The sequence below is a fragment of the Paenibacillus sp. CFBP13512 genome, assembly GCF_005233705.1.
Lineage (GTDB): Bacteria > Bacillota > Bacilli > Paenibacillales > Paenibacillaceae > Saccharibacillus > Saccharibacillus nuruki.
Map to the genome: position 1 here is coordinate 101,522 of NZ_QGAD01000012.1, position 14,805 is coordinate 116,326.

The 14,805-nt window shown below is 41.2% G+C and carries 12 protein-coding genes; all 12 read right to left on the bottom strand.

Features of this window, described 5'->3' with window-relative positions; translation table 11 throughout:
• Positions 1-46: 46 nt before the first annotated feature.
• Complete coding sequence (locus PaeCFBP13512_RS16955) at positions 47-1,300, bottom strand: S1C family serine protease (protein ID WP_069326411.1); 1,254 nt, start codon at positions 1,298-1,300, stop codon at positions 47-49.
• An 87-nt stretch (positions 1,301-1,387) separates the two neighbouring features.
• On the bottom strand, positions 1,388-2,194 hold the full coding sequence (locus PaeCFBP13512_RS16960) for an MBL fold metallo-hydrolase (protein ID WP_069326410.1): 807 nt from the start codon (positions 2,192-2,194) through the stop codon (positions 1,388-1,390).
• Between the two features lie 9 nt (positions 2,195-2,203).
• Positions 2,204-2,950: a two-component system regulatory protein YycI gene (gene yycI, locus PaeCFBP13512_RS16965; RefSeq protein ID WP_069326409.1), complete on the bottom strand. Its 747-nt coding sequence runs from the start codon at positions 2,948-2,950 to the stop codon at positions 2,204-2,206.
• A 21-nt stretch (positions 2,951-2,971) separates the two neighbouring features.
• Entirely contained in the window at positions 2,972-4,303 is a 1,332-nt protein-coding gene (locus tag PaeCFBP13512_RS16970; RefSeq protein WP_137224796.1) for a YycH family regulatory protein, read from the bottom strand.
• Complete coding sequence (walK, locus tag PaeCFBP13512_RS16975) at positions 4,300-6,150, bottom strand: cell wall metabolism sensor histidine kinase WalK (RefSeq protein WP_137224798.1); 1,851 nt, start codon at positions 6,148-6,150, stop codon at positions 4,300-4,302. Before walK ends, PaeCFBP13512_RS16970 begins: the two co-directional genes overlap by 4 nt.
• Before the next feature lies 1 nt (position 6,151).
• Positions 6,152-6,880 (bottom strand): response regulator YycF, encoded by a 729-nt coding sequence (gene yycF / locus PaeCFBP13512_RS16980; protein WP_137224800.1) that lies wholly within the window; start codon positions 6,878-6,880, stop codon positions 6,152-6,154.
• Positions 6,881-7,040: 160 nt separating this feature from the next.
• Entirely contained in the window at positions 7,041-8,594 is a 1,554-nt protein-coding gene (locus tag PaeCFBP13512_RS16985) for a peptidoglycan DD-metalloendopeptidase family protein (protein ID WP_137224802.1), read from the bottom strand.
• Positions 8,595-8,904: 310 nt separating this feature from the next.
• The gene (locus PaeCFBP13512_RS16990; protein WP_069326405.1) at positions 8,905-10,191 is read right to left on the bottom strand and encodes an adenylosuccinate synthase; all 1,287 of its coding nucleotides are present in this window, start codon (positions 10,189-10,191) and stop codon (positions 8,905-8,907) included.
• A 316-nt stretch (positions 10,192-10,507) separates the two neighbouring features.
• Positions 10,508-10,897 (bottom strand): GNAT family N-acetyltransferase, encoded by a 390-nt coding sequence (locus PaeCFBP13512_RS16995; RefSeq protein WP_137224804.1) that lies wholly within the window; start codon positions 10,895-10,897, stop codon positions 10,508-10,510.
• A 108-nt stretch (positions 10,898-11,005) separates the two neighbouring features.
• Positions 11,006-12,367, bottom strand: a complete 1,362-nt coding sequence (gene dnaB / locus PaeCFBP13512_RS17000; protein ID WP_069326401.1) for a replicative DNA helicase — start codon at positions 12,365-12,367, stop codon at positions 11,006-11,008.
• A 2-nt stretch (positions 12,368-12,369) separates the two neighbouring features.
• A complete protein-coding gene (gene rplI / locus PaeCFBP13512_RS17005) occupies positions 12,370-12,813 on the bottom strand; it encodes a 50S ribosomal protein L9 (protein ID WP_069326400.1) in 444 nt (147 codons plus the stop codon).
• Entirely contained in the window at positions 12,810-14,804 is a 1,995-nt protein-coding gene (locus PaeCFBP13512_RS17010) for a DHH family phosphoesterase (protein WP_137224806.1), read from the bottom strand. Before PaeCFBP13512_RS17010 ends, rplI begins: the two co-directional genes overlap by 4 nt.
• Position 14,805: the final 1 nt, after the last annotated feature.

A 14,805-nucleotide genomic window follows, 5' to 3' on the forward strand; every position in this document is an offset into this window, starting at 1 on the left:
AGGGTCAAGCTCCTTTACTGGTTCAATATCTATATAGGTGAAGTGGTTAATCCGGCTTGGACTGAAGTTGAAGTGTAGCACTCTTCTTCACGTCATCCCGATAATAGGTGATCTCAAGCGAATCACCGACCTTCTTATGATTATACAAATACTTGCGTAAATCAAGTGTTGAAGCCATTTTTTCTTGATCTAATTGTACAATAATATCATCTGCCAGAATACCAGCTTCTTTGGCAGGTCCACTCGCTTCGACCACAATAATACCTTCTGTTACGCCTTTCGGCAACTCCGGCTTTTTATAGTCTTTCTCTTGCTCATCGAATAAACGATAGGCATTTTTATTATCAAAATCTGTTGTGTAGACACCCAGATAGGGACGACTGATTTTGCCATTTTTAATCAATAGATCGACATTTTTCATCACTTCATTGATCGGAATCGCAAATCCAAGTCCTTCGACTCCTGTATCCGAGATTTTCATCGTGTTGATACCGATTACTTGCCCGTTCAAGTTCACCAATGCCCCACCACTATTGCCTTCATTGATTGCAGCATCAGTCTGGATCACATTTTGTTCCCAATCATATGTACCATCTTGATTCAATGATACTGGAATTAAGCGATTGTTGTAGCTGATAATACCTGATGTCATCGTACCATTAAATCCTAGTGGATTGCCAATAGCCATCACTGTCTCACCCAATTGAAGCTGATCCGAGTTGCCTAATTGAGCGATTTTGTCGATGTTTTTACTGCTAATCGATAACACCGCAATATCGCTGATAAAGTCGGTTCCGACTACAGTGGCAGCTAATGTGGTGCCATCACTAAGAACAGTTTTCACTTGATCGGCATCTTGGATCACATGATTGTTAGTGACGATATAAGCTTTACTACCTTCTTTGCGGAAAATAACGCCCGATCCCAGTGCCGACTCATTCAGTGTAGACGACTCATCCTGATAATTTACAATACTCACCATCGCAGGTCGTACTTCATTGGCGACATGAATTAACTGCTCATAGGGATTACCGTCTGTTGATTGCGCCATGGTCGGTACAATACTACTGGCTACAACAGATGATGAACTATCGCTGCTATACCATCCAAATAGGCTTACAATAATCATTACGGTCACAGCACTGCTGATGGAACTTACTGCTATGACTTTGAAAGTAGATCCTGATCGTGAACGTTGAGTCAATGAACGCTTTCTTCTCGATAAAAAGGGCACAGACATGTTACGTTTGGATCGTCGTGATACTTTGGTATTGTAGAAATCATCATCAAATAAGCTCATCCTGATCGCCCCTTCGCTTGTCTATGCTAATCAGATCAAATATATGATTTCAATTTTACCAAAAATAACCATTTTGTGAACATAAATTTATTTATCGCTTATCGTGTCCCATGGCGTTGGGCGATCATAATACGTTTCACATAGCTTAAATTCATGATCTTTGTAAAAGCACCCTCTACTTTCCATCGCATCACGTACGGTTAACTTTGCCAGTTCCATCATATTGTGATCACGACTCAAGTGAGCCAGATACGTCCGCTTGGTTTTGCGTGTTAACAGCTCACTTAATGCTTCGCCTGCTGCATCGTTGGATAAATGACCGATATCGCTAAGAATACGTCGTTTGGTATTCCACGGATATCTGCCCATACGCAACATTTCAACATCATGATTCGCTTCAAGTACTAATACATCTGAGCCAGAGATACTTTGCATCACTTTATCACTAACATATCCCAGATCGGTAGCTAGACTGAGCTTTTCATCTCCATCTGTAAAAAAATAACCGACAGGTTCTGCGGCGTCATGTGAGATACCGAACGATTCAATTCGCATCGAACCAAAAGTAAGATGATCGCCTGTTTGCATAATCTGTTTTTGTTCAGGTGATAATTTGCCGATCGAGCGTTCCATCGCACCCCATGTTTTTTCATTGGCATAGATCGGTAATTCATATTTACGAGCGACAGCGCCTAATCCTTTAATATGATCAGAATGTTCATGTGTAATCAGAATCCCGTGAATCTGTTCACCGGTTAGATCACGCTCTTGTAACAATTCACCGATTCGGCGTGCACTTAATCCAGCATCGATTAATATCGTTGCATCTTTATTTTGAACAATGGTCGCATTGCCTGTTGATCCGCTTGATAAGACTGTAAACTGTATTCCCATGTGTCTACTCTACTCCTTATTTTCTGCCGCTGGAGGAACAATCACTTCTCCATTTACTGCTTGTACATAATAAAAGGCTCCACTATCCAGAGCAACACGCCATACCGGTACAGCGAGCTGATGAGTCGTATCCAGTGTCTGCCCGTAAAAGCCGAGCGCTATATCTTTCACTACCGAACTTTCAGGTAATTCTTTTTCGATTAAAGTACCCAATGCATTGGATGCCGATATAATTTCTTGCTTGGGTTGGTCTTGATTGGAACTTACCGTCCATTGAGGCTCAATATAAGATGTAATCTTCTGATTACTATAATACAACTGTAAATTCATATTAAATAGAGGAAGATCACTATTAATGAGCGGATGCATCATAAAGATACTTTCTTCGCTCACTAATGGATCATACCGATAATTTTCAATATCAGGAATTTCGTTGGATAATTGATTGCGCAATTCATCTTCGTTAAAGATCAATTGGCTATCTACAGAACTTTTGAGCTTAATGGGTGTTGGCACAACATCTTGCCCTGTATATTGATAGATCACTTTGGACAAGATCGGTGTATCTCTTGGAATCTGTGCAGTCACCTGAATATGTTTGTCTTCCATCGCTTGCTGCGCATTATCGCTTAATGAGGTAAAGTCCAGATTGGATTGGGCTTGATCACGTACATCCACCCACAACTGATATCCCAATAAAACGTTCAGCAATAAAAAAGCACAGATCAGTACGCTTTTGGCTCTTCCCCAATCCATCGTGGACCTCCCAAATCATGTTCATTTTTTCATACTTATAGACGTATTGCTTGACGTTAGGACAATACTTTGACCATCTTGTAGCTTCACCATCCAGACTGGATTGAGTACGACTACTCCATTACCAAGTGTTGGACGATACGCTGGATAGATATCACGAATCGTCTGATCCGCTGGAATCTGAGCTTTGATCATATTTTGCAACACTTTCCCTCCAGGTAACGCAATCACTTTCGCCCGTGAGATATTCGATTCATTGAGGGGCGGATTGTTGATACCTGTATACAACATCGAGCGTTCATAAGAAGATACGGTTCCATGTTCCATCACTAGCTTCATATACCCGAACTTTAATTTCTCAGTATCGACGATTGGATAAGCCTGAATATACTGACGGAAAATAAATTCTTTATCATTACTTGAGTTATTATCCATCAGCAACATATAAGAGCCCGGCCAACCGCCATGTTGATTCACAAAGTCAATCGCAGACAACACATTATCCGATACATTATTGGTACCTGTTGTCGGAGCGGTAGGATCGGTATATGTCATCCATTTCTGCTTGGTATCGACCTGTAGACTTCGCTTACTATCGGTATAGATTTCTGTTCCATTTTCCTCATTAATATTACGTGTAGCTCCTGGATCGAAAAACAGATTGCGTTGCATCTGTTCGGTTGTGTACATTTCAAGCTTCAAGGTTAGCGATTGAATCTCTAGTGCTGTCTGCGGAATATAATAACCATTCGTTTGATACAGATAATTGGTTGCTGTTGTATTCATTAACGTCATCTGCTGAATATCAGCGCTTGTCCAATCCAGATCTGTAGCTTCATAGACCACATCTCCACTCGCACTGAAAAAGAAAGCGCGTGGCTTGGTACTATTGGCTGTATTGTAGATCCAGATTCGGTTGACGGTATCCCCTTCAAATAGTGAATCAGGGCTGATATCAAGCGTTCGTTCTAACAGACTGACAGGAATACCACTACTGAATGTCATTTCCAGTCCTGCATCGTTACGAACTTCATTCCAATTCACTGTCTGTACCGATAGACGTCTAAACTGACTAAAATTACTGCCTTTTAGACGACTATAAATCGCATTATAATTCGATGAGGCTGGATAGAACACCGTATGCTTATTATTTTTAAGATGCAAAATCATCTGATCTGGAAAAATAGTATTCTCTATACTGGTACGTGGGCCTATATCTTCTGTCTGTACATAACTGGCTTCCGAATTAGCCACCGAATCAGCTCCAGGCATCCGGTAAATCAAATAATAACTTTGCACCAGACTAACTACAATCAAGCCTACAAGTAAGATGGATTTGATATTTTCTCTCAATGTGCTCCATCTCCTTCTTCATGCAAAGGTAGCGTAACTGTGACTTTGGTCCATTGTCCGAACTCGGATTCTAGAGAAATATGCCCCTCATGAGCAAATACCATTTCCCGGGCAATAGAAAGTCCTAATCCAGTTCCACCCATATTACGAGAACGTGCTTTGTCTACCCGATAAAAGCGTTCAAATATCCGATTCAAGTCTTGTTTTGGAATACCTATTCCTGTATCGGTTACCGTTATAGCGACCATTCCATCTTCTGTACCGTATGCACCCAGTGTCACTTTACCACCATCCGGTGTGTATTTTAACGAATTAGAGACTAGATTATCGAGCACTTGATCCATATGATCTCGATCAATCCACACACTACCTACATCTGCATCCAGATCAGTAGCCGATTTAATATCTTTTTGCTGCATTTGAACAGAAAAGCGATCAATCGTATCTTCTAATAACTCTCGTACATCGGTACGTTGTTTGCGTAACATCGCTTCACTTGAATCTAAGCGTGATAAATGAAGCAAATCGGTCACCAGACGAATCATACGCTGAGTTTCATTTTGGATTACACCAATAAATCGCTCTGCAAGTGCTCGTTCTTCTAAAGCACCATCCTCCAGTGCTTCTGTGTAGCTCTTAATCGTTGTCAGTGGTGTACGCAATTCATGCGATACATTAGCGACAAATTCACGCCGTGCTCCTTCAAGCTTTTCTTGCTCCGTGACATCTTGTAAAACAGCAATAATACCCGTAATACTTTCTTTACGCCGATGAATCGGACTGAATGTGACTCGTACAATCGAAGAATTACCTTCATGTTCTTCACCAAGCTTCAATACGGTGCGTCGCAGTGTACCCTGTAAAAGTTTGGTACGTTCATTTTCAGGAAGATATAGAAGGTCTGCTAATTCTTTGCCTACAATCTCTTCTTCACTGACATTCATCATCGTGCCAGCCACACGATTCATCAAAATCACGCGTCCTTGCTCATCTGTAGCGACAACGCCATCGCTCATATTTTTTAGAATAGAAGCCAGTTTATCTTTTTCTTCTTCATTCTGTGCGAGGGCATCACGCAGACGACTGGTCATATAATTAAAAGCTTCACTGAGCTGACCAATCTCATCGTCACTATAGACGGTCATCTGATGATCAAAATTCCCTTCCGCTACTTCTTTGGCTCGGCGGGTCATTTCTTTGATCGGTTGTGTAATCGTATGCGCTAAAATCACGCCTAACACAGCTGTTAAAGCCAGTGCAATCAGAATACCGGAAAGGAAAATACTATTGATCCGCTTCATCGTGCTATATAATTCTTTCATGGAAGCAACAATATAGACAGCACCTACTGTTTTGCCACCACTAATTACGGGCTTGGCAACAACACGTTTGCGCTCTCCTGTCTCATCAATAATATACTCTTCGTTATCGCTTATCCCTTGTAGCGCACGACTGACTACCGTCTGTGTATTACGCCGACCTTCCAGATCGGTACCTGATTCCAGAGAGGAAATTACAACTCGTCCGCTGATATCCAGCACTTGGATTTCTTGAATCTCTGTTCCACTCATATTGTACAAATTATCCACCATCAACTTCAGATCGTTGATCGCATTGGAACCTGCTTCTCCGCTACCTGACCATTTATCCGCAGCCAGTACAGAAAGTAATTCTGCCCGTTCTTGGAGATCCTGAGTAAAATTACTGGTTAATGAATTTTTCATAGCGCTCACAAAATAAACGCCGATTAACTGCATGGCGATCAAAATAAGCAATACATAAATAATGATCAGCCGTGCTTGAATCGTACGGCTGAACCCTGGAAGCAATGGAAATCTGCGCTTCACGTTACAGTCCTCCTGATTTGGGACTACGCATCATATAACCTAGACCACGACGCGTCAAAATATACTCTGGCTTACTAGGATCATCTTCAATCTTTTCACGTAAACGACGAATCGTCACATCGACTGTACGTACATCGCCAAAATATTCAAATCCCCATACCGCTTGCAGTAAATGTTCACGAGTCATCACTCGCCCTGCATTTTTCGCCATATAATACACCAATTCGTATTCACGATGAGTAAGATCAAGTGGCTGATTTTCTTTATACACCATATACATATCGGTATCAATAAATAGCTCGATCAAACGGAGCCCTTTTTTCTCTTCTTCTTTGGCAGCTGGTGCAGTTGGTACAGCTGTTAATTTTTGCTGACGACGAATCTGTGCTTTGACTCGTGCTAATAATTCGCGTGTGCTGAACGGCTTAGTGACATAATCATCTGCACCTAGTTCTAACCCGAGCACTTTATCAATCTCAGCATCTTTAGCAGTTAACATAATAATAGGCATATGCATACGTGTGCGTATTTCCCGACATACATCCATGCCGTCTTTTCCCGGTAACATCAGATCCAATAAAATCAAATCCGGTTCTTCTGCAAATGCTAATTCAACAGCCGTTATTCCATCAAATGCACAGATAACTTCATAACCTTCTTTTTCTAAATTGAATTTTAATATATCTGCGATCGGTTGTTCATCATCGACAACCAAAATTTTTCCCTGCATTTGTATTATTCACCCCATGCCTGCCTGTTATGCTTTCATTTTAACATATCCCTTTACTCCACGACATCATTGGTATCAGGCAATTTCAATCTATAGATATAAAAATACAGCTTCTATACTCAAAGTATATAGAAGCTGTATGGAATCCATTCTATTCGATTTATGGTAAGTATCCTAGTGGATTCTGGATCACCCCACCTGTATGCACTTCAAAGTGTAAATGAGTTCCTGTTGAATGTCCTGTGTTACCCATGACGCCGATATGTTGTCCTTTCTCGACAATCGCTCCAGTGCTTGTATCAATCTGGCTCAAATGACCATATAGCGTCTCATAGCCATTGTTATGATTAATAATAATGACATTTCCATAACCTGTCATCGTTCCTGCATAGCTGACCACGCCATCATCAGCTGCCATTACAGAAGAACTACCTACCAGATCGATCCCTTTATGCGTTTTGCCCCAACGTTGTCCATACGGACTGGTCACGCTCGCACCGGATACAGGCCACATGAAATTACCTGAACCTTCGCCTTGTACCACTTTAGTACCCTTGATAATCACTTTAGGCGATGATTTCTTAGTCACTTCCTGACCTAACCATTCTTCGCGAAGCATTTGACCATTTTGCTTGGTCACACGATAATCGATTCGTTTGAGTCCTTTACTACCTTGAGAGACAACTTTGGACTCCCCTTCACGCATCGTTTCGCTTTTGCGAATCTCTACAGCTGGCTCTGTCACAATTTGCTCCGAATAGTCTTCAAATGTAGTTACAGTAATTGGAGGTTGCGGCACAGTTAACATCAGTTCATCACCGATCTGCATCGCCATTTCGTCGATTTTCGGATTATTCGCAAAAATCTCTTCTTGTGTAATATCATGATCTGCTGCAATAGAACTAATCGTATCACCTTCACGCACTACATAAGTAGTTGGTGATTCTACACCAGTCATCATCACTTTCGCTAACTGAGTACTGCTTAACAATTTATTTGGATTGGCTTTGATTTCAGTTGTTGATACTTTTTGTTTCAATGTTACTGATTCTAGGCCTGTGACTTGTTTAGGATAAGCTTTCTTTGAGGTTTTGGTAGATGCTTTAGCAGATACTGCTTTTTTCGTATACTTCTTTTTGACCTGTTCTAGTGCTGCATCAATCACTTTTTGATCTTTGACAACACCGATTACTTTACCATCTATATTGACATCTACACTTTTAGCATATGCCGTTAGCATACCGTCCAGTGTTTTGAGTGTATTTGCAGAATTAACCTGTGCTTTATATGCACGTTCTTCAGTTGTTGTTATACCATTAGTGTTCAGTACCATTGTCGCTTTTGGATATTTCTTTTGATACGCAGCACGCTTTGTAGTAAAAAGTTGCTGTAATTCTTCCTGATGCAAAATCGTTCCAATCGCTTGTCCTTTAACAGACACCACATAATATGGAATTGTATTCGCAGTCACATACTGTGTACCTGCCCAAATAAGCCCCCCGACAACCACTAGACTTCCAGCAGCGATCATCAGCCGACGACGCATTTTATGTTTTCCCTGACGAATCGAATCTACTGTGATCGTATACCATGGTGAAGATGTTTCTGGCTGATCGGTAGATTGCTGTTCACTCTGCACTTCTAACTGTGGATCACGCGACTGATCTTGCTCGGGCGTGTTCCCCATCCCCAGTTTACTTTTAAACCCTTTCATGACCGTCTCCTTTTATCTTTATCCCTGTTCATGGTTAGATACTTTATTAGTGAAGTTCAGTTAATTATGTGTATGATATATGCTAATTATTAAAATTTGTCATTTAAAAGTGTCAAAAAATTAACCTTTTCTACTCCCCGTTTACTTTACCATAATCTCGACAAAATTTTCAACTTTACTCTTCATTAACATTTCACTTCTAAATGAACTAGATTAAAGAACAGCAAAAAAGACACCCTCACGGATGCCTTCTCTGAATATAGCTATAGTTTATGCTTCATCTATAGGACTTACTAGGATTAAATCAATATTAGATATAAATCGGTGCTACTTGATTCGTCTGCTCACGGTTACGTCCAACTGAGAAAATAGCAATTGGAATACCTGTAAGTTCAGATACGCGACTGACATAGTTACGTGTAGACTCTGGCAATTCGTCCAATGTCTTCACGCCTGTAATATCTTCGCTCCAACCTGGCATTTCTTCATATACTGCTTCACATTCAGCAAGCATTTTAAGACTTGCAGGATAGTGGGTAATAAACTCACCTTTGTATTTATATCCTGTACAGATTTTCACTGTATCCAGACCTGTTAATACATCCAACGAGTTCAAAGACAATCCTGTGATTCCACTTACACGACGAGCATGACGAACAACCACACTATCGAACCAACCTACACGACGCGGGCGACCCGTTACTGTACCGTATTCATGACCTTTTTCACGGATGGTATCACCTGTTGCATCATTCAATTCTGTAGGGAACGGACCATCACCCACACGAGTCGTGTATGCTTTCGCTACACCGATGACTTGTTGAATTTTGGAAGGACCTACACCGGAACCGATACATACTCCACCAGCAGAAGGATTAGATGAAGTAACAAATGGATATGTACCTTGGTCGATATCCAGCATCACACCTTGTGCACCTTCAAAAAGAACACGTTTGCCAGCATCAATAGCATCATTCAATACGACAGATGTATCTTGTACATACTTACGTAAAAATTCTGCATATTCCAAGTAATCTTTCAAGATTTCTTCGACTTCTACAGGCTCGCCGCCATAGACTTGAGTAATCACTTGATTTTTTTCTTTCACTTGATGACGCAATTTAATTTCAAATTCTTCTGCATCCATCAAATCAGCAATACGGATACCCGAACGAGCGGTTTTATCCATATAACAAGGGCCAATCCCTTTACGAGTTGTACCAATTTTGTTAGGACCTTTACGATCTTCTTCCAAAATATCAAGTACCATATGGTAAGGCATAATCACGTGAGCACGATCGCTGATTGTTAAGTTCTTCGTCGTAAACCCATTGTCATGCACATATTTAATTTCTTCGATCAATGCAGATGGATTAATAACCATACCGTTACCGATCACACAAGCTTTATCTTCGTAAAATATTCCAGAAGGAATCATCGTTAATTTGAATTTTTTCTCATTGATTAGGATGGTGTGACCTGCGTTGTTACCACCTTGATAACGTGCAACAAGATCAGCACTCTCTGAAAGATAGTCGGTAATTTTACCTTTGCCTTCGTCTCCCCATTGCGTTCCCACAACGACTACAGTTGACATGAAATCATTCCTCCGTAGGTGTTTTTATACACCGTGAATTTGAGCTGTCCGTTGCAAAAAAACAACTGATCAACAGCGAATATAATGCAAACAGCCAGACAGCATGAAAACTTCCTTGCGAGGAACGGTCAGACGTGCGCCAATGATAATGATCCGTTTCGCAGTGGAAGGGCGTAGCAGTGCTGTAACGCAAAGACTTACTAAAGCAATGTAAGCTTTTCAACACCATTATCAGTGTAACAGGCTGCTTTTTTAAAGTCAAATGAAAAGCGAACAATACATTCAATTAAAAATATTATCGTTCGGAAATACTCGCTTAACTTCTCCATACTCCGCCTTTACTCAACGTCAAACCGCATTTTTGGTAAAAATAAGCATGTTCTTCTGTAAACGTACACGTTACAATTTCAATTTGATTGTACCGGGCTTGTTGTAATAGTGTCCGTACCAAGCTTGTCCCAAGATGCTGATGACGGTAATCCGGATGGATCAGAATATCTTCTAAATAACCATGTTGTAAGCCCATACCTGAGATATATCCAAACGCAATTAGTCGCTGGTGTTCATCTCGCGCGCCTGCATAAAACTGACAACGTTCTAATAAAGCAGGATAATCTTGCTCTCGACGCTCCCACCCCACCGCTTCACGCAGATCCGGTACTTCGTGAGGTTGAATCGGCAAATCAATATGTATATCGTAAGGCATTTGTATACACCTCATTATGAATAGTTTACATAAAAATAAGAACTCCAATCATCATATCAATATCATACGATTGGAGTTCTTATTCCGTCAAAGCTCTATTTCAGATCGCTAACCTGCAAACATATCCGATTGCACACGTTCATAGTTCACGAATTTATTAAAGTTTTTCAAAAATACAAGTTCAACAGTACCTACCGGACCATTACGCTGTTTGGCAATAATAATCTCGATAATATTTTTCTTTTCTGTATCTGCATTATAATAATCATCACGATACAAGAAAGAAACGATATCCGCATCCTGCTCAATCGAACCGGATTCCCGCAAGTCAGACATCATCGGACGTTTATCCTGACGTTGCTCTACACCGCGGCTCAGCTGAGACAAGGCAATAACCGGTACAGACAATTCACGAGCAATTTGCTTCAGTGTACGCGAGATTTCAGAGACTTCTTGCTGACGGTTTTCGCCCGCTTTACCGCGTCCCGAAATGAGCTGAAGATAATCAATTACGATCATACCCAGACCTTTTTCTTTTTTCAGACGACGACATTTAGCACGAATCTCTGAAACGGTGATTCCGGGTGTATCATCAATATAGATTTCGGCTTCAGACAGAGAAGAAATTCCCATTGTGAGCTTCGCCCAATCTTCATCACCTTTGAATTCACCGGTACGCATTACATTGGCATCCAGATTGGCTTCCGCACAGATCATACGTTGTACCAGCTGTGCAGCTGACATCTCTAGACTGAAAATAGCTACCGTTTCTTTGGCACGTACTGCTACATTTTGCGCAATATTTAGTGCAAATGCCGTTTTACCTACCGAAGGACGAGCAGCCACAATAATCAGATCGCTTCGCTGAAATCCAGCTGTCATTTTGTCCAGATCAACGAATCCAGACGGAATACCTGTTGTATTTCCACTGTTCTGATGTAGAATTTCAACCCGTTCAAATACTTCCATCAACACATCACGAATCGCGATAAAGCCACTACCTGTACGACGATTAGAAATTTCCAAAATCCGTCGTTCGGCATCGCCAAGCATACTGCCGACATCTTCGCCGCCACCATATCCTTCGCTTACGATCTGTGTTGCAGTTCGAATCAATCGACGTAACATCGACTTTTCCTCGATAATTTGAGCGTAATAATCAACGTTAGCTGCTGTTGGAACTGCATGAGCAAGCTTCGCCAGATAACTAACGCCGCCAATATCTTCTAACTGTGATCGATCTTGTAATAACGAAGTTAATGTAATCAGATCTATCGGCTGATTTTCTTCACCGAGATTAACCATTGCTTCATAGATCAGTTGGTGTGATTTATCGTAAAAATCCTCGCTGTCTACCCGTTCCATCACTGTAATTAACGCTTCCGACTGAAGCAAGATCGCTCCGAGTGCCGCCTGTTCCGCTTCTACATTCTGTGGCGGAACCCGATCGTAAAACATTTCGCCGCCCATTTTTACTCCTCAGTAACTTGGACTTTGAGCGTTGCTTTAACATCATGATGTAATTTTACAGCAACTTGTGTTACACCCAGTGTACGAATAGGCTCATCCAATTCAATTTTACGTTTGTCGACTTTATGTCCTTGTTTGCTCAAAGCTTCTGCGATTTGTTTGCTGGTAATCGCTCCGAATAAGCGTCCACCTTCACCTGATTTAGCTTTCAAATCAATCGTCAAAGCTTCTAATTGTTTAGCTAGTACTTCTGCTTCTTCTTTTTCTTCTTGCTTTTGGCGTTCTACCGCTGCTGCTTGGTTTTCAAGAATTTTGACATTACCACCTGTTGCTGGTTTAGCATGACCGTTTTTGATCAAGAAGTTTTGTGCGTAACCGTCTGCCACCTCTTTTACTTCACCTTTTTTACCGCTACCTTTTACGTCTTTCAGAAAAATAATTTTCATTCAAATAACCCCTCTTCCTTTTCCATTTGATCTAGTACTTCACGAAGTCGTGACTCCGCATATTCAATACTACCTTCAAGCTGAACAGCTGCATTGGTCAAATGACCGCCGCCACCTAATCGTTCCATCACGACCTGTACATTCATTTTACCAAGAGAACGGGCACTAATTCCAATCAAGCCGTCTATTCGCTCGCTAATCACAAATGAAGCATGTACATTATTCATATTTAGCAGCGAATCTGCTACCTGTGCAATCAGCAATTGCGGAACCTGATGACCTGGTTCGGTTACAGCTAATGCCACATGGTTATGAATAATTTTGGCGTGTTTGATAATTTCAGCTTTGGCGATATAATCACCTAAATCTTCTTTAAGCATTCGCTGTACCAATACGGTATCCGCACCATTACGACGTAAAAATCCTGCCGCTTCAAATGTACGTGAACCGGTATGTAGTGCAAAATGCTTCGTATCTACAATAATACCTGCTAGAAGCGAAGTGGCTTCCAGTGTTGTAAATTGTACTTTATCATGAATATATTGCAATAGCTCGGTCACAAGTTCACAGGTAGAAGAAGCATACGGCTCCAGATAGACCAGAACAGCATCATTGATAAATTCTTCTCCGCGACGATGATGATCCACTACGACAACACGCTTCGCCCGATCGACTAACTTCGGCTCAATCGTCATCGAAGATTTATGCGTATCGACTACAACTAATAATGTCTGTTCAGTCATCGCATTGAGTGCTTCATCCGGTGTAATAAAGCGTACCGATAAGCGCTCATCCAATTCGATCCGTTCCATCATTTTCTCAATCGAAGGATTCACTTTATCCAGCACAATATATGCATCTACATCGTACATATCTGCTGCTTTGAGCATTCCGATCGCTGCACCGACAACATCCATATCCGGTATTTTGTGACCCATAATAAGAACTTGATCACTATCTAGCATGAGATCACGTAGTGCATGAGCAATAACACGTGCGCGCACTCTGGTACGCTTCTCGACTGCATTAGACTTGCCGCCGTAAAAGGATAGACGTTGATCTGCTTTGACTGCTGCCTGATCTCCACCGCGTCCTAGTGCCATATCCAGACTGGATTGTGCCAGTTCACCAAGCTCACTGATACTACCTGCCCCGAATCCTACACCTACACTGAGTGTTAATGGCACTTTAAGATCAGCTGTCATTTCTCGAATCTCATCCAAAATCACAAATCGACTTTGTTCCAATTCACGTAATGATTTCTGATTCAGTAACAATAAGTAACGCTCAGAGGATAATCGTCTTACATAAATGCCGTAATTTTTAGCCCAATCAGTAATTCGTGTCGCTACACGAGCGATTAAGCTAGTCCGTTGTTGATCATCCATACCTTGTGAAGCTTCATCAAAATTATCTAAAAATACAATGCCCAGTGCTAGACGTTCTTCTTCATGACGATCACGCAGATCGGCAAATGTCGTTACATCTTGCAAATAAATCAATCGTTCATCTGGTAAAATAATCAATTCGATCGTCAAATGTCCATGTGGCAATTCAAAGCGTACTTCTTTCGAAGATTCTTTACGTGCTTCTTCTTTAGCCTGCTGATAAGCATCCACAAATCGAGGAAAACATTCTTCAAGCGATGTACCGACCAACGTTTTGCGTCCAAACATACTTCCAATATACCGATTATGCCATTCAACTGTATATTGATTGTCGTACAAAATAAGACCAAAAGGAAGCGTACTGACCGCTTCCTCTTCTACACGCCTGATCCGAAAAGATAATCCAGCAATATACTCATCTAATTCCCGTCGAAATGTAAGCTCTGCACGAAGTAAAGACACACCGAACAAAATCACACAGCAAAGTGCAGCCAGTCCGATAATCCAATTGAACCAAGACAGCAAAATGACCAGAACCAGCATAAGCAGAGATGCCCATACTGTTCGATAACCATGCCAGCGGTTTAACAAAAAATTAGGCATC